The organism is Amycolatopsis thailandensis, from assembly GCF_042723255.1.
GTDB classification, from domain to species: Bacteria; Actinomycetota; Actinomycetes; order Mycobacteriales; family Pseudonocardiaceae; genus Amycolatopsis; species Amycolatopsis thailandensis.
The window spans coordinates 32,020-48,007 of record NZ_JBHXJK010000051.1 but is presented as its reverse complement, the minus strand read 5'-3'; the positions used below and the strand labels follow the sequence as shown (position 1 = coordinate 48,007).

The following is a 15,988-nucleotide window of genomic DNA, read 5'->3' as shown; positions in this document are numbered from 1 at the left end:
ACCCCGCCATACGTTATCCTGTGGGTAGTGGGGGGATATCATTTTTTTATACTACACCGCAATGCTGGCCACCACTTCGGACGAAAAGTGTCCTATGGGGACCCCTCATGACACGCGCGCGTCAGGCGAGTTGCTGCCGCACAGCGGAGGCGAAGCGCCAAGCGGCGGCCGCGTCGGTCTGCCGGAAACCGAGCGAAGGCTCGACGAGCTCCAGTTCCAGCAGCAGCGGCCGTCCGTCCGGCCCGGCGACGAGGTCCACACGGGCGTAGAGCAGTTCCGCGCGCAGGATGCCGAGCAGCGCCGCCGTCGCGTCCAACGCGTCTTCGGCCAGCGCGCGGAAACCCGCGGCAGGCTGTACCGGCGCGAGGTTTTCCGTCACGTACAGCCCGGATTCGTCGAGTTCCCGGCCCAGCATCGCGGCCTTCGAGAACGCGTGCGAGTACACGCCGCCGAAGTACACCAGCGCGATCTCGCCGTCACTGTCCACACTGGACTGGTACGGCTGGAGCAGCACGGTGTTCCCGTCCGCCTGCAATCCGGACAGGTGCGCGGCGGCCGCGTCGCCCGCGGTGAACCGGCCGGCGCCGCGCGAACCCGCGCCGATGGCGGGCTTCAGCACGAACTCGCCCTTGGGCCAGCCCGGAGCCTTGTCGTCCGGCGCGATCAGCGTCGTCGGCACGACCGCGACCCCGGCGTCGCCTAGTTCGGCCAGATAGGACTTGTCGGTGTTCCAGCGCACGACTTCGGCCGAATTGGCCAACGACGGCACGGATTCGGTCCAGGACAGGAACTCGTCGTGGCGCTCGGCGTAATCCCAGGTGGCACGCAGCACGACGATGTCCGCGGCGCCGAAGTCGACCGTCGAGTCGTCCCAGGCGGCCCAGCGGGTCTTGAAGCCGAGGTCGGCCAGCGCCTCGGGAACGGCGTGCTCGTCGCCGTCGCCCTCCGGCAGCGTGGAGCAGGCGACGAAGATCGCGGAGCCGCTCACTTCCCCGCCATCCGGCGGCGGTGCTCGGCGCCGATCTTGGTGGCCTTCACGGTTTCGCTGTCCCATTCGGCGGGTTCGAGGTCTTCGACGGCCTCGACCAGCGCCTCGCCGGCCTCCACGGAGGCGACGACGACGTCACCGAGCGCACCGTCGGCACCCACGAGCACGACCCGCGCGCCGATCCGGCCGATGTTCTCCACCACCGCGCGCGACGGCTTCCCGTGCCGCTTCACGAAGTCGCGGGCGGCCGCGACCTGGCGCGACGTGGGGGCGGCGGTCTCGGTCTTCTCTTCGGTCTCAGCCACGCGCCGAGCTTAACCGCGAAAGGCCCGGGACGCGGAATAACCGTGGCGTCGGCCATAGTTGTCCCGGTCGGAAGGACCTTGAACTAGGAGGACGTATGCCCGCGGCAGTGCAGATCCGGCGAACCGGTGGTCCCGAAGTCCTTGAACTGGCCCAAGTCGAGGTCGGCGAACCCGGTTCCGGCGAACTGCTCGTGGACGTCGCGGCGGCGGGCGTCAACTACATCGACACCTACCACCGCGAGGGCATCTACCCGGTCGACACCCCGTTCGTCCTGGGCATGGAGGGTGCGGGCACGGTGGCCGCGGTCGGCGCGGACGTGACCGGTTTCACCGTCGGCGACCGGGTCGCCTGGCAGGGTTCGCTGGGCAGCTACGCCCAGCGCCGTCTGCTCCCCGCCACCATCGCGGTGAAGATCCCGGAAGGCGTTTCCGAGGAGACCGCCGCGGCCACGATGCTCCAGGGGATCACGGCGCACGCGCTGATCGCCTCGACCTACGAGGTCAAGGCCGGTGACGACGTGCTGATCCACGCCGCGGCGGGCGGCATGGGCCTGCTGCTGGTCCAGCTGGCCAAGGCCCGCGGCGCGCGGGTCATCGGCACCGTCTCCACCGACGAGAAGGCCGGACTCGCCAAGCAGGCGGGCGCGGACGACGTCATCCGCTACGACCAGGTCGACTTCGCCAAAGCCGTCCGCGACCTCACCGGCGGCAAGGGTGTCGACGTGGTCTACGACGGCGTCGGCAAATCCACTGTGGACGGCAGCCTGGCGAGCCTGAAGATCCGCGGCTTGCTCGCCCTCTACGGCGCGGCCAGTGGCCCGGTCCCGCCGATCGACCCGCAGCAGCTCAACCGCAGCGGCTCGGTGTACCTCACCCGCCCGACCTCCGCGCACTACGTCCTCACCCGCGAGGAACTGGAGTGGCGGGTGAGCGAACTGTTCGCCGCCGTTCAGGACGGCTCGCTGAACATCCGGATCGGCGGCCGCTACCCGCTGGCCGACGCCCGTCAGGCGCACGAAGACCTTCAGGGGCGGCGCACCACCGGCAAGCTCCTGCTGATCCCGTGACGGCGCCTTGGCCGGAAGACGTCCGGCTCACGGGCGAGGGGCTCGTCCTGCGGGAGTGGATCGAAGACGACGTCGCGTACCTGCCGGGACTGTTCGACAATCCCGCCGTCGCCCGGTTCACGCCGCTGCCGTCACCGTTCGACGAGGTGGCGGCGAAGGGGCACTTGGAAAAGGCCCGGCTCCGCCGTGCGGACGGCTCGGGACGGCGGCTCGCCATCACGACCGACGGCGATGAGCCACTCGGCGAGGTGGTGGTGTTCCTGCAAGAAGAGGGCCACGTCGAGCTCGGCTACGCGGTCGGCCCGGCCCACCGCGGGCAAGATCTCGCGGCGCGGTCTCTGCGGGTGCTCACCGCTTACGCGCTGGAACTCGGGCTCGGGCCGCTCCGGCTGAAGATCGACGCGGGGAACGCGGCGAGCGAGGCCGTCGCGCGCCGGGTCGGCTATGCCCTGACCGACGCGCCTCCGGAGCCGAAGGTCGAAAAGGGACTGGAGATCACCCTGCTCACCTGGGAATACGCCGGCTGACGGGAAGTACATGATGGCCCCCTTCCTGTACCTAGGCGCAAGGAAGGGGGCCATCATGTACTTCGGGCAAAGGCACCGGGCCGGTCAGATCGACCGCACCCAGATCGCCCGCAGGCGGAATTCGTCCTGCTCGGCGTGTTCGACGGTGAGTTCCACCTCGCCGTCGACCTGGAGCTGCCGAAACTCACCGGGCGGGACACCGGTCACCGTCGAGTAGTGGACCCAGATGGGATCGGCGAAGTCGGCCGACTCGACGACTCCCCAGCCGTCGTCCACCAGCCAGGAGCGGACCCGGCCCCGGTGAACGCGTCCGTCGGAAGTCCCCATCAGCCCTTGTCGGTCGGGACGCTCACCGCGTCGGTGACGAACACCAGGGTCTCGTTCGGCGCGATGCCGCGGCCGCCCTCGCCGTAGCCGAGGTCCGGCGGGATGATCAGCAGCCGCCGCGCGCCCTGCTTGATCCCTTCGAGACCCTGGTCCCAGCCCTTGATGACCATGCCGGCGCCGAGGGTCAGGTCGAACGGCTCGCCCCGGTCGAAGGAGCTGTCCAGCTTCTGCTTGTTGGACCAGGTGACCAGCGAGTAGTTCATCTTCAGGTTGGCGCCGGACTTGGCGCCCTCACCGGTACCGGGCTCGAGGTCCTTGGTGATGAGCTTCTTCGGCGGGTCGCAGTCGTCCGGGATGGTGATGGTCGGCGCCTCGCCGAACTTCCCGGTGGTCTTCACGTCCTCCGCCGTGCACTCCTTGCCCGTCGGGGCCTTCGAGGCCGGGGCCGACGTCGAGGCCGACGCGGGGGCCGCGCCGGACGACTGGACCGAACCTGCGGTGTTCTCTTTCTCGCCACAGGCCGCCAGGGCGAGCACGCCCGCGCCGATGACCACGATCTTGCCGAATGTGCGCATGCGGCCGACCTTAGCCAAGACCCTCCAGCGCGGGAACAACCTCACCGGTCTGCACTACGCCCATCCGACGGGTCGCCCTGGTCAGGGCCACATAAAGGTCGTTGAGCCCGCGCGGGGACCCGGCGACGACCTCGTCCGGGGCGACCAGCACCACCGAATCGAACTCCAGGCCCTTCGCCCGCTCGACAGGCATCACCGACACCCGGTCACCCGTCTCGCCCAGCGCCTCGGAGAGCGAAGCGATCAGTGACGCCGGGCACAGCACGGCGACCGTCCCACCGTCCACAGCGGACAGTTCGGCGTCGACGATCCCCGGCAGTTCCGCGGTGAGGCCGGCAGGCGCCACGGAACGCAGCCAAGGCTCGAAACCCGTCTCCCGCACCGAAACCGGCGCTTCCAGTTCCGGGTTGACGTCGGCGAGCACCCGGGACGCGACGGCCATGATCTCCGCCGGGGTCCGGTAGTTGACGGTCAGCTCTTCGAGCCGCCAGCGATCGGCGACGTACGGCGAAAGCACCTCTCCCCAGGACCGCGCGCCGCCGGAAGCGCCGGTCTGGGCGACGTCGCCGACCAGCGTCATCGACCGGTTCGGCGACCGGCGCATCAGCAGCCGCCAGTCCATCGCGGTCAGTTCCTGCGCCTCGTCGACGATCATGTGCCCGAACGTCCAGGTCCGGTCCTGGGCGGCCCGCTGCGCCGCGGTCATCTCGCTGCGGCGATGCTGGCGCTCGGCGAACAGTTCCGCGTCGAGGACGTCGCCGACCCGCAGCAGTTCCTCGTCGATGATCTCCTCGTCCTGTTCGAGGATGTCGAGCACGCCTTCCGCGTACGCGCGGTCTTCCCGCTCGCGGCGGGCGCGCTCGGCACGGGCGTCGGTGTCGTCTTCGCCGAGCAGCTCGGCGAGCTCGTCGAGCAACGGGACGTCCGACGGGCTCCACTGCGCGTCCGTCGGGCTGTGGAGATGCTCACGATCGGTGTCGGACAAGGCTTTCCCGGCCGCGCTGCGCAACCGTTCGCGGTCGGCGAACAGCTCGTCGAGCACGATCTCGGGAGTGAGCTGGGGCCACAGGCCGTCGATCGCGGCGGCCACGTTCTTGTCCGCGGCGACCTCGGCCCGGATGTCCTGGACGTCGCGCGCGTCGAGCAGGTCCTCCCCCAGTTTCCGGGCGGCCTGGCGGGTCAGCGCGTCGAGCAGGTCGGACACGAAGATTCGGCGGGCGAGGTTGTGCGGACGGCGCGACCGGCGGGCCCGGGTCCGCGCTTCGGTGCAGGTCTTGCGGTCGAGCATGAGGATCTCGCGCTCGAATTCGATCTCCAGCACCGGTTCCGGGACGCGCTGACGGTCGCGGACAGCGTTGGCGAGGACGTCGGCCATCACCTGGCGGCCCTTGATCTCGGCGGCCTCGCGGGTGACCGGCCCGGTGGCGTCCAGGCCCGGGTACAGCTGCCCCATCGTGGCCAGCAGCACCCCGGTCTCGCCCAGCGACGGCAGGACCTGCCCGATGTAGCGCAGGAACGTGCTGTTCGGCCCGACCACCAGCACGCCGCGCGTGGTGAGCTGCTGGCGGTGGGTGTAGAGCAGGTACGCCGCGCGGTGCAGCGCGACCGCTGTCTTGCCGGTGCCCGGGCCGCCCTGGACCACCAGGACGCCGTTCGGCGACGCGCGGATGATGCGGTCCTGCTCGGCCTGGATGGTGGCGACGATGTCGCTCATCTCACCCGTGCGACGGCGTTCGAGCGCGGCCAGCAGCGCCGCCTCCCCCGCGAGACCGAGGTCCTGCCCTTGATCGGCGGCGGAGAGGTCGAGGATCTCGTCGTCGACGCCGACGACCTTCCGGCTCAGCGACCGGATGTGCCTGCGCCGCCGGACACCTTCGGGTGAAGCGGCGGTGGCGAGGTAGAAGGGCCGCGCGACCGGCGCGCGCCAGTCGACGAGCAGCGGGCGGTAGTCGTCGTCCTCGTCGAACAGCCCGAGCCGCCCGATGTAGGTGGTCTCTTCGGCGTGATCGGGCAGGAAGTCGAGGCGGCCGAAGCACAGGCCCTGCTCGACCGAGCTCAGCTGGGACAGCCTGTCGGTGTACAGCGTCGTGGCGACGTCGCGTTCGGTGCGCGCCTGCGGGGTGCCGCCGGTCTGGCGCAGCGTCTGGTCGAGCCTGCGCTGGGCGTCGACGCGTTCGGCGTCGAGCTTGCGGTAGAGGGTGGTGACGTACTCCTGCTCGAGCGCGACATCCTGCTCGAGCGCGTCGAGTTCCCGGTCCGGGGACACGGACAAAAGCAGCCTGCTTTCGGAGGTGGGACAGGGCCGAAGTGTCTACAACGGCGCCGTCCATCATCTCATTCCCGCTGTCGCACCCCGGGGGTCCGGCGCCCCCTATGCAATTAGTCCTCTGGATGCGGTAGTTGCACGCGCAAGTACCGCATCCAGAGGACTAAATGCGAGATGTCCCTAGAAGGGCAGCCCGATGGCGGGAAGCCCGATCGCCGAGTCCACCGCCAGCGCGACGAACACGATCATCAGGTACGTGTTCGACCGGTGGAACAGCGACATCGGCTTGGTCTCCTCGCCACGTCGCACCGCCGCGTTGAGGCTGTGCGCGTAGAAGAGGAACCAGCCACCGGCGAGCAGCGCGAACGTGGTGTAGATCCAGCTCGTCACCGGGACCAGCAGCAGCGTCCACGCGACCATCACCCACGAGTAGATGACGATCTGCCGCGCCACGTGCTGCGGGGTGGCGACCACCGGCAGCATCGGCACGCCGGCGCGCTCGTAGTCGTCGCGGTACTTCATGCCCAGCGCCCAGGTGTGCGGCGGCGTCCAGAAGAAGATGACGCCGAACATCACGAACGCGGGCCATTCGACGGTGCCCGTGACGGCGGCCCAGCCGATGACGACCGGCATGCAGCCCGCCGCGCCGCCCCACACCACGTTCTGTGACGTACGCCGCTTCAGCACGAGGGTGTAGACGAAGATGTAGAACAGGATCGTCGCGATCGCGAGGATCGCCGAGAGCAGGTTCACCGTGAAATAGAGCACGGCGAACGACAGGACCCCGAGCGTGAGACCGAAGATCAGCGCGCCGCGCCGGGGCACCGACTCCTTCACCAGCGGACGCCGTTTGGTGCGGTTCATCACCTTGTCGATGTCCGCGTCGATGACGCAGTTCAAGGCGTTGGCGCTACCGGCGGCCATGGTGCCGCCCACGAGCGTCGCGAGCACCAGCCACGGCGACGGGATTTCCCGTCCGGCCAGGAACATCGCGGGAATCGTGGTGACGAGGAGGAGCTCGATCACCCTGGGCTTCGCCAGGGCGGCGTACGCGCCGACGACCTGGCGGATTGTTCGCCGGCCACCGTGCGGTCGTTCACCGGTCGGATGTACGGCGCTGGTGCTGTCACTGCGTCCGTGCGCAGCGTTCACCAACGACATTTCACTCCCTGCGTCAGTTTTCGGGGCGGGCCCACCAGGCTTCCGGGTGATGTGGCGGCCCCGGATCCCCGTGCTCTGAACCCTTCCCCGATGTTAGACGTGCTGTTTCCAGAGGGTGATCGCGGGTCCTCGACCGGCCGAACCATTAGGCTGGCCGCGGTAGGTCGCGGCGTGCCTCTGCGAACGGCCCGGAGCAGGAATATCGTCCCTTCCGGATCGATTGAGATTAGTAGCGGTACACGTGGGTTACCCACGAGGGAAGAGAAGCCACAACCTGATGACGGGGAGTTCGAGTTCAGTGTCCGAAACCGCCTCTACCAGCGAGAAGAACCCACTCCTCCGGCGCAACGTGCCCGCCGACTGGACCGACATCGACACGCGGGCCGTCGACACCGTTCGGGTGCTCGCCGCGGACGCGGTCGAGAACTGCGGCAGCGGTCACCCCGGCACCGCGATGAGCCTGGCGCCGCTCGCCTACACGCTCTTCCAGCGGACGCTGCGTCATGACCCGGCGGACCCCGAATGGCCCGCGCGTGACCGCTTCGTCCTCTCCGCCGGTCACTCGAGCCTCACCCTCTACATCCAGCTGTACCTCGCCGGGTTCGGCCTGGAGCTGGAAGACCTGAAGCAGCTGCGCAAGTGGGACTCGAAGACCCCGGGCCACCCGGAGTACCGCCACACCAAGGGCGTCGAGACCACCACCGGCCCGCTCGGACAGGGCCTGGCCAACGCGGTCGGCATGGCGATGGCGGCCCGTCGCGAGCGCGGCCTGCTGGACCCGGACGCCCCGCAGGGCGAGAGCATCTTCGACCACCACGTCTACGTGATCGCCTCCGACGGTGACATCGAAGAGGGCGTCACCGCCGAGGCCTCCTCGATCGCCGGCCGCCAGGAGCTGGGCAACCTCATCGTCTTCTGGGACGACAACGAGATCTCGATCGAGGACGACACCAAGATCGCGCTGTCCGAGGACGTCGTGAAGCGCTACGAGGCCTACGGGTGGCACACCCAGGTCGTCGAGGGTGGCGAGGACGTCGTCGCGATCGAAGAGGCCATCAAGGCCGCGAAGGCCGAGACCGAGCGCCCGTCGTTCATCGCGCTGAAGACCGTCATCGGGTACCCGGCGCCGAAGAAGATGGGCACCGGCAAGGCCCACGGCGCCGCGCTCGGCGCCGAAGAGGTCGCCGCGGTCAAGGAGTACCTCGGTTTCGACAAGGACCGGGACTTCCAGGTCGACGACGAGGTCATCGCGCACACCCGTGCCGCCGTCGACCGCGGCAAGACCGCCCGTGCCGAATGGCAGGAGAAGTTCGAGGCGTGGGGCACCGCCAACCCGGAGCGCAAGAAGATCGCGGACCGGATGGCCACCCGCTCGCTGCCCGAGGGCTTCGCGGACAACCTGCCGACGTGGGAGCCGGACGCCAAGGGCATCGCGACCCGCAAGGCCTCCGGTGAGGTGCTCAACGCGCTCGCCGACCCGCTTCCCGAGCTGTGGGGCGGTTCCGCGGACCTCGCGGAGAGCAACAACACCACGATGAAGGGGGCCGACTCGTTCGGCCCGGAGAAGGCTTCCACCGACATGTGGAAGACCAGCCCGTACGGCCGGACGCTGCACTTCGGCATCCGCGAGCACGCGATGGGCTCGATCCTCAACGGCATCGCGCTGCACGGCGGCACCCGTCCCTACGGCGCGACGTTCCTGATCTTCTCCGACTACATGCGCCCGCCCGTGCGGCTGGCCGCGCTGATGAAGGCGCCGGTCACCTACGTGTGGACGCACGACTCGATCGGCCTGGGCGAGGACGGCCCCACCCACCAGCCGATCGAGCAGCTCTCCTCGCTGCGCGCGATCCCCGGCCTCAACGTCGTCCGCCCGGCGGACGCCAACGAGACCGCGTACGCGTGGAAGGCCGTCCTGGAGGACGTCCACCACCCGTCGGGTCTCGCGCTCACCCGGCAGAACGTGCCGGTCCTGGAGGGCACCAGCGCCGAAGGCGTCAAGCGGGGCGGTTACGTCCTCGCCGAGGCGTCCGACGGCAAACCCCAGGTCGTGCTGATCGCGACCGGCTCCGAGGTCCAGCTGGCCGTCGAGGCCCGCAAGACCCTGGAAGCCGACGGCATCACGGCGAGCGTCGTCTCGATGCCGTGTGTCGAGTGGTTCGACGCGCAGGACCAGTCCTACAAGGACTCGGTCATCCCGCCGTCGGTCAAGGCACGCGTCTCCGTCGAAGCCGGGATCGCCCAGTCGTGGCACCGCTTCACCGGTGACGCCGGGGAGAACGTCTCGATCGAGCACTTCGGTGCCTCGGCCGACGCCGGCACTCTGTTCCGCGAGTTCGGTTTCACCGCGGAAGCCGTCGTCGACGCCGCCCGTCGCTCGATCGCCAACACCAAGAACTGAAGGGGTACGGAAGCATGAGCAACGACAAGCTCGCGCAGCTGTCCGAAGCCGGGGTTTCGATCTGGCTCGACGACCTGTCCCGTGAGCGCCTGAACACCGGCAACCTCGCCGACCTGATCCGCGACAAGCACGTCGTGGGCGTGACCACCAACCCGACGATCTTCGCCAACGCGATGTCGAAGGGCGAGGCGTACGACGAGCAGACCAAGGAGCTCGCCGCCCGCGGCGCCGACGTCGAGGCCACCATCCGCGAGCTGACCACCACCGACGTGCGCAACGCCGCGGACCTGTTCCGCGACGTCTACACCGCCACGAACGGGGTCGACGGCCGGGTGTCCATCGAGGTGGACCCGCGGCTGGCCAAGGACACCGACAAGACGGTGGCCGAGGCGCAGGACCTGTGGAAGACCGTGGACCGGCCGAACGTGCTGATCAAGATCCCGGCCACCGAAGAAGGCCTCCCGGCGATCACCAAGACCCTGGCCGAGGGCATCAGCGTCAACGTCACGCTGATCTTCTCGGTGGAGCGGTACAAGGCGGTCATCGAGGCCTACTTCGCCGGTCTGGAGCAGGCGAAGGCCAACGGCCACGACCTCAAGGGCATCCACTCGGTCGCGTCGTTCTTCGTGTCCCGTGTGGACAGCGAGATCGACAAGCGGCTCGGCGCCATCGGCACCGACGCGGCCACCGCGCTGCGCGGTGAGGCCGCCATCGCCAACGCGCGCCTCGCGTACGCGGCGTTCGAGGAGCTTTTCGCTTCGGACCGCTGGAAGGCTCTCGCCGAGGCGGGCGCGAACGCGCAGCGCCCGCTGTGGGCCTCCACCGGCGTGAAGGACCCGCAGTACTCCGACACCCGCTACGTGGACCAGCTCGTCGTCAAGGACACGGTCAACACGATGCCGGAGAAGACCCTCGACGCGTCCGCGGACCACGCCGACGTCACCGGCGACACGGTGACCGGCAAGGGCCCCGACGCGCAGGCCGTCTTCGACAAGCTGCGTGTGGTCGGCATCGACATCGACGACGTGTTCAAGGTCCTCGAGGACGAAGGCGTCGAGAAGTTCGAGAAGTCGTGGACCGAGCTTCTCGAGACCGTCACCGGGCAGCTGGAAAAGGCAAAGGACTGATCTGGACCATGGCAGGGGAAACGACCGGCGTCGAAATCGTCGACGCCGCCCTGGCCGGCGAAGCCGCTCCGTTCGCGGAGCGGCTCGTCGCCGACCAGGTCGCATCGAAACTGGCGTCCCAGGACGCCACACTGTGGGGTCCCGAAGCCGAGTCCGAAGCGTCGATCCGTCTCTCGTGGACGACGCTGCACAAGTCCTCGCGGCCGTTGATCGGCGAGATCGAGGCACTGCGGACCGACCTGCGTTCCGAGGGCGTCGACCGCGTCGTCCTCGCGGGCATGGGCGGTTCGTCGCTGGCCCCCGAGGTGATCACCGCGACCGACGGCGTGCCGCTGACGGTCCTCGACACCACCGACCCGGGTCAGGTCGCCGACGCGCTCGCCGGTGACCTGGAGCGCACGGTCATCGTCGTGTCGTCGAAGTCCGGCGGCACCGTCGAGACCGACAGCCACCGGCGGATCTTCGCGAAGGCCTTCGCCGACGCGGGCATCGACGCGGCCCGGCGGATCGTGGTCGTCACCGACCCGGGTTCGCCGTTCGCGGAACTGTCCGAAAAGGAGGGTTACCGCAAGGTCTTCCTCGCCGACCCGAACGTCGGCGGCCGGTATTCGGCGCTGACCGCGTTCGGGCTCGTCCCGGCCGGTCTGGCCGGCGCGGACGTCGCCCGCCTGCTCGACCAGGCCGCCTCGGTGGCGGACTCCCTCGCGGCCGACACCGTGGACAACCCCGCGGTCAAGCTCGCGGCGGCGTGGGCGGCGGCGCACGAAAAGGGCGCCGAGAAGGTCGTCATCGCGGACACGGGTTCCGGCATCAAGGGCTTCGCCGACTGGGCGGAGCAGCTGATCGCCGAGTCCACCGGCAAGCAGGGCACCGGTCTCCTTCCGGTCGCCGTCGAAGGCCCGGACTCCCCCGGGTTCGCCGACGCCAAGGACGACGCCACCCCGGTGGCCGTCGGCCAGGCGGAAGGCGCCGCGAAGATCGCCGTGACCGGCTCGCTCGGCGCGCAGTTCCTGCTGTGGGAGTTCGCGACCGCGTTCGCCGGACGGCTGCTCGGGATCAACCCGTTCGACCAGCCCGACGTCGAGGCCGCCAAGAAGGCCGCGCGTTCGCTGCTCGACAACCCGGACAAGCTCAAGGGCGGCGAGGAGCCGTCCACTGTGGACGGCGCGGTCGAGGTGTTCGGATCGGCGGGAGTCGCCACCGACGGGAAGCTCGCGGACATCCTGCGGGCTTTCTTCGACTCCGCACCGGAAACCGGCTACATCGCGGTGCAGGCGTACCTCGACCGGCTCGACGACGCGTCGACGTCGATCCTGCGCGGCGAGATCGCCAAGCGCACCGGCCGCCAGACCACCTTCGGGTGGGGGCCGCGGTTCCTGCACTCCACCGGGCAGTACCACAAGGGCGGGCACCAGAACGGCGTCTTCCTGCAGATCACCGGCGCCGTCGAAGAAGACCTCGACGTCCCGGACAGGCCGTACACGCTCGGCGTGCTCCAGCACGCGCAGGCACTCGGCGACGGCCAGGTGCTCGCCGAGCACGGCCGTCCGGTGCTGCGCCTGCACCTCACCGACCGGGCCGCCGGCCTGGCCGAACTGGTCCGCGCGGTACAGGAGGCAGGCGAGTGACCCGGGCCTGGAGCAACCCGCTGCGCGACCCGCGCGACAAGCGGCTGCCGCGGATCGCCGGGCCGTCCAGCCTGGTGATCTTCGGCGTGACCGGTGACCTCGCCCGCAAGAAGCTGATGCCGGCGATCTACGACCTCGCCCACCGCGGGCTGCTGCCCGCCGGGTTCTCGCTGGTCGGATTCGCCCGCCGGGACTGGGAGCACCAGGACTTCGGCGAGCTCGTGCACGACTCGGTCAAGGAGCACGCGCGGACGCCGTTCAAGGAGTCGGTGTGGAACCGGCTCGCCGAAGGCATCCGGTTCGTCCAGGGCACCTTCGACGACGACGACGCCTTCGACAGGCTCGCGCAGACGGTCAAGGACCTCGACGCCGAGCGCGGGACCGGTGGCAACACCGCGTTCTACCTGTCGATCCCGCCGAGCGCGTTCCCGGTGGTGACCAAGCAGCTCGCCCGCTCCGGCCTCGCCGACGCGAGCGACGAGACCTGGCGCCGCGTCGTCATCGAGAAGCCGTTCGGCCGCGACCTCAAGAGCGCCAAGGAGCTCAACGAGATCGTGAACGACGTCTTCCCCGAGGAGTCGGTGTTCCGCATCGACCACTACCTCGGCAAGGAGACGGTGCAGAACCTGCTGGCGCTGCGGTTCGCGAACCAGCTGTTCGAGCCGATCTGGAACGCCAACTACGTGGACCACGTGCAGATCACCATGGCCGAGGACATCGGTCTCGGTGGCCGCGCGGGGTACTACGACGGCATCGGCGCCGCTCGCGACGTCATCCAGAACCACCTGCTGCAGCTCCTCGCGCTGACGGCGATGGAGGAGCCGGTCTCGTTCGCTCCGCGCGCTCTCCGCGCGGAGAAGGTCAAGGTGCTCTCCGCGACGAAGCCCCTGGGCCCGCTCGACGAGACCACCGCGCGCGGGCAGTACGCGGGCGGCTGGCAGGGCGGCATGAAGGTGCCGGGTCTGCTGCAGGAAGGCGGCTTCGCGAAGGACTCGACGACAGAGACCTACGCCGCGGTGACGCTGGAGGTGCAGAACCGCCGCTGGGCGGGTGTGCCGTTCTACCTGCGCACCGGCAAGCGGCTCGGCCGCCGGGTCACCGAGATCGCCGTGGTGTTCAAGCGGGCGCCGCATCTGCCGTTCGACTCGACCTCGACCGAGGAACTGGGCCAGAACGCGCTGGTGATCCGGGTGCAGCCCGACGAGGGCATCACGCTGCGGTTCGGGTCGAAGGTGCCGGGGACCACGATGGAGGTCCGCGACGTCACCATGGACTTCGGCTACGGCCACGCGTTCACCGAGTCGTCGCCGGAGGCCTACGAGCGGCTCATCCTGGACGTGCTGCTCGGCGAACCGTCGCTGTTCCCGGTGAACGAAGAGGTCGAACTGTCCTGGGAGATCCTGGACCCGATCCTCGACCACTGGGCCAAGAAGGGCGCGCCCGAGGCGTACCCGCCCGGTTCGTGGGGACCGCCGTCCGCCGACGAAATGCTGGAACGTACCGGCCGGAACTGGAGGCGTCCGTGATCATCGACCTGCCGTCGACCACGACGTCGCAGCTGAACAAGAAACTCGTCGAGATCCGCGAACAGGGCGGGCAGGTCGCGCTCGGCCGGGTGCTGACGCTGGTCATCGTGGCCGACGACGACGACCGGCTCGAAGAGGCGATCGAGGCCGCCAACGAGGCCAGCCGGGAGCACCCCTCGCGGGTGATCGTGGTGGCCAAGGGCGCGCGGACCGCCGCCCCGCGGATCGACGGCCAGATCCGGGTCGGCGGCGACGCCGGCGCGAGCGAGGTCATCGTCCTGCGGCTCTACGGTCCGCTGGCGGCGCAGGGACAGAGCGCGGTCGTGCCGCTGCTGCTGCCGGACGCGCCGATCGTCACCTGGTGGCCGGGCACCGGTCCGAAGGCCCCGGCCAAGGACCCGCTCGGTGAACTGGCACAGCGCCGGATCACCGACTCCGCCGCGGAAAAGGCTCCCATAAGAGCACTCACCACCCGGGCGAAGTCCTATGTGGAGGGTGACACCGATCTGGCGTGGACCCGGCTGACCAGCTGGCGCGCGCAGCTCGTGTCCGCCTTGGACCTGCCGCCGCACGAGAAGGTCACCGGCGCGACCGTGACCGGCGAGGCCGACTCCCCGTCCACCGAGCTGCTCGCCGGCTGGCTGGCCGAGTACCTCAAGGTGCCGGTGAAGCGGGTCAAGAGCACCGGCGCCGCCGGCATCATCTCGGTGACGCTGGACCGGCGGTCCGGCCCGGTGGAACTGCACCGGCCGGACGGGCGGGTCGGCACGCTGACCCAGCCGGGCCAGCCGACACGCCGCATCGCCCTGCAGCGGCGGGACAACAAGGACTGCCTGATCGAGGAGTTGCGGCGGCTCGATCCGGACGAGATCTACGAGGCTTCGCTGAACGGGCTCGGCAAGATCTCGTCGGGTACCGCGTCCAAGGCCGCCCCGGCGAAGAAGGCGGCTCCGGCGGCGAAGAAGGCTCCGGCCGCCAAGAAGGCACCTGCCGCGAAGAGCGCCTCATGAGCAAGACCGAGGTAGTCGTCTACGAGAACCCGGACCTCCTGGCCGCCGCCGCGGCGGCCAGGCTGGTCACCCGGATCGTCGACGTCCAGGCCGCCAAGGGGTCCGCTTCGGTGGTGCTCACCGGCGGCGGCACGGGGATCGCGATCCTGCGCGAACTGCGCGACTCCAGTGCGCGGGACGCCATCGACTGGTCGCGTCTCGACCTCTACTGGGGCGACGAGCGGTTCGTCCCGGCGGACTCGGACGACCGCAACGAGAAGCAGGCCCGCGAGGCGCTGCTCGACCACGTCCCGCTCGATCCGAAGCGGGTGCACGCCATGGCACCCTCGGACGGCGAGTTCGGCGACGACGTGGATGCCGCCGCCGCGGCCTACGCGGAGGTCCTGGCTGCCAACGACGCGGCGTTCGACATCATGCTGCTGGGACTCGGCGGGGAGGGGCACACCGCCTCGATCTTCCCGGACAGCCCGGCGGTGCACGAGAAGGAACGCTCGGTCGTCGCGGTACGCGACTGCCCGAAGCCGCCGCCGACCCGGATCTCGCTGACCCTGCCCGCGATCCGTCGCGCGCAGGACATCTGGCTGGTCACCGGTGGCGACGCGAAGGCGGACGCCGTCTCGCAGGCGCTGGCGGGCGCGGGCGAGGTCGAGATCCCGGTAGCGGGGGCACGCGGCAGCCGTCGCACGCTCTGGCTGCTGGACCGGGGTTCCGCCTCGAAACTCACGAAGGTCTATCAGTCCCCGACAGCCTGACTTCGTAACGCGTGAAGGCCCCCTTCCCTCGGCCCCGGTTTTGGAATGATCGGCCGAAGGAAGGGGGCCTTCGCGCGCATTCGGCGGTTTCGTGACACCCCCATGGCGGACGTCCGCGGGGCGGCTTCTTCCCTACGCTGAAGGAACCCGAGCTCCTGTCCCCGGCCCACAGTCACCGTCCGAACGCGAAAAGTGACATAGATCAACTCTGACCGGTTTCGTCGTCAGAACCGGACCACTCACCCGTCGAAGTGATCAGCGGACCACCGAGCCCGGGTGGTCCGGTGTGGATTCGACCGACCGAACGTTCATGCACTTGTCCGCAGAA

Annotated in this window: 14 protein-coding genes; 8 read left to right on the top strand and 6 right to left on the bottom strand. The window is 69.5% G+C overall.

Features of this window, described 5'->3' with window-relative positions:
• Positions 1 to 121: 121 nt before the first annotated feature.
• Positions 122 to 988: an ATP-grasp domain-containing protein gene (locus tag ACFWMR_RS21420; RefSeq protein WP_378379618.1), complete on the bottom strand. Its 867-nt coding sequence runs from the start codon at positions 986 to 988 to the stop codon at positions 122 to 124.
• Positions 985 to 1,293 carry a hypothetical protein gene (locus ACFWMR_RS21415; RefSeq protein WP_037344035.1) on the bottom strand — a complete coding sequence of 103 codons (309 nt, stop codon included), beginning with the start codon at positions 1,291 to 1,293 and terminating at the stop codon, positions 985 to 987. The genes ACFWMR_RS21420 and ACFWMR_RS21415 overlap by 4 nt, the downstream gene beginning before the upstream one ends.
• Before the next feature lie 95 nt (positions 1,294 to 1,388).
• Here ACFWMR_RS21415 and ACFWMR_RS21410 point away from each other — a divergent pair, with 95 nt between their 5' ends.
• Both ACFWMR_RS21410 and ACFWMR_RS21405 read left to right on the top strand, forming a co-directional pair.
• A complete protein-coding gene (locus ACFWMR_RS21410; RefSeq protein ID WP_378379617.1) occupies positions 1,389 to 2,360 on the top strand; it encodes a quinone oxidoreductase family protein in 972 nt (323 codons plus the stop codon).
• Positions 2,357 to 2,887 carry a GNAT family N-acetyltransferase gene (locus ACFWMR_RS21405; RefSeq protein ID WP_378379616.1) on the top strand — a complete coding sequence of 177 codons (531 nt, stop codon included), beginning with the start codon at positions 2,357 to 2,359 and terminating at the stop codon, positions 2,885 to 2,887. Before ACFWMR_RS21410 ends, ACFWMR_RS21405 begins: the two co-directional genes overlap by 4 nt.
• An 84-nt stretch (positions 2,888 to 2,971) precedes the next feature.
• On the opposite strand, the gene ACFWMR_RS21400 is transcribed toward ACFWMR_RS21405, so the two are convergent.
• The 4 genes from ACFWMR_RS21400 to ACFWMR_RS21385 all read right to left on the bottom strand — a co-directional run bounded on the left by ACFWMR_RS21400 (position 2,972) and on the right by ACFWMR_RS21385 (position 7,216).
• Positions 2,972 to 3,214, bottom strand: coding sequence for a cold shock domain-containing protein (locus ACFWMR_RS21400; RefSeq protein WP_378379615.1), 243 nt, complete (start codon positions 3,212 to 3,214; stop codon positions 2,972 to 2,974).
• Positions 3,214 to 3,789 carry an FKBP-type peptidyl-prolyl cis-trans isomerase gene (locus ACFWMR_RS21395; RefSeq protein WP_378277315.1) on the bottom strand — a complete coding sequence of 192 codons (576 nt, stop codon included), beginning with the start codon at positions 3,787 to 3,789 and terminating at the stop codon, positions 3,214 to 3,216. Before ACFWMR_RS21395 ends, ACFWMR_RS21400 begins: the two co-directional genes overlap by 1 nt.
• 10 nt (positions 3,790 to 3,799) lie before the next feature.
• Positions 3,800 to 6,055 (bottom strand): HelD family protein, encoded by a 2,256-nt coding sequence (locus ACFWMR_RS21390; protein WP_378379627.1) that lies wholly within the window; start codon positions 6,053 to 6,055, stop codon positions 3,800 to 3,802.
• Positions 6,056 to 6,235: 180 nt separating this feature from the next.
• On the bottom strand, positions 6,236 to 7,216 hold the full coding sequence (locus ACFWMR_RS21385) for a heme o synthase (RefSeq protein ID WP_093934265.1): 981 nt from the start codon (positions 7,214 to 7,216) through the stop codon (positions 6,236 to 6,238).
• Positions 7,217 to 7,514: 298 nt separating this feature from the next.
• On the opposite strand from ACFWMR_RS21385, the gene tkt reads away from it, so the two are divergent.
• Genes tkt through pgl form a run of 6 tightly spaced genes read left to right on the top strand, consistent with a single transcriptional unit; the run spans position 7,515 to position 15,660 of the window.
• Positions 7,515 to 9,617, top strand: coding sequence for a transketolase (gene tkt, locus ACFWMR_RS21380; protein WP_378379614.1), 2,103 nt, complete (start codon positions 7,515 to 7,517; stop codon positions 9,615 to 9,617).
• A gap of 14 nt (positions 9,618 to 9,631) precedes the next feature.
• The gene (gene tal, locus ACFWMR_RS21375) at positions 9,632 to 10,744 is read left to right on the top strand and encodes a transaldolase (RefSeq protein ID WP_378379613.1); all 1,113 of its coding nucleotides are present in this window, start codon (positions 9,632 to 9,634) and stop codon (positions 10,742 to 10,744) included.
• Between the two features lie 8 nt (positions 10,745 to 10,752).
• Positions 10,753 to 12,372: a glucose-6-phosphate isomerase gene (locus tag ACFWMR_RS21370; protein ID WP_378379612.1), complete on the top strand. Its 1,620-nt coding sequence runs from the start codon at positions 10,753 to 10,755 to the stop codon at positions 12,370 to 12,372.
• Positions 12,369 to 13,898, top strand: a complete 1,530-nt coding sequence (zwf, locus tag ACFWMR_RS21365; RefSeq protein ID WP_093934261.1) for a glucose-6-phosphate dehydrogenase — start codon at positions 12,369 to 12,371, stop codon at positions 13,896 to 13,898. Before ACFWMR_RS21370 ends, zwf begins: the two co-directional genes overlap by 4 nt.
• Complete coding sequence (gene opcA / locus ACFWMR_RS21360) at positions 13,895 to 14,908, top strand: glucose-6-phosphate dehydrogenase assembly protein OpcA (protein WP_378379611.1); 1,014 nt, start codon at positions 13,895 to 13,897, stop codon at positions 14,906 to 14,908. The genes zwf and opcA overlap by 4 nt, the downstream gene beginning before the upstream one ends.
• Positions 14,905 to 15,660, top strand: coding sequence for a 6-phosphogluconolactonase (gene pgl / locus ACFWMR_RS21355; protein WP_378379610.1), 756 nt, complete (start codon positions 14,905 to 14,907; stop codon positions 15,658 to 15,660). The genes opcA and pgl overlap by 4 nt, the downstream gene beginning before the upstream one ends.
• Positions 15,661 to 15,988: the final 328 nt, after the last annotated feature.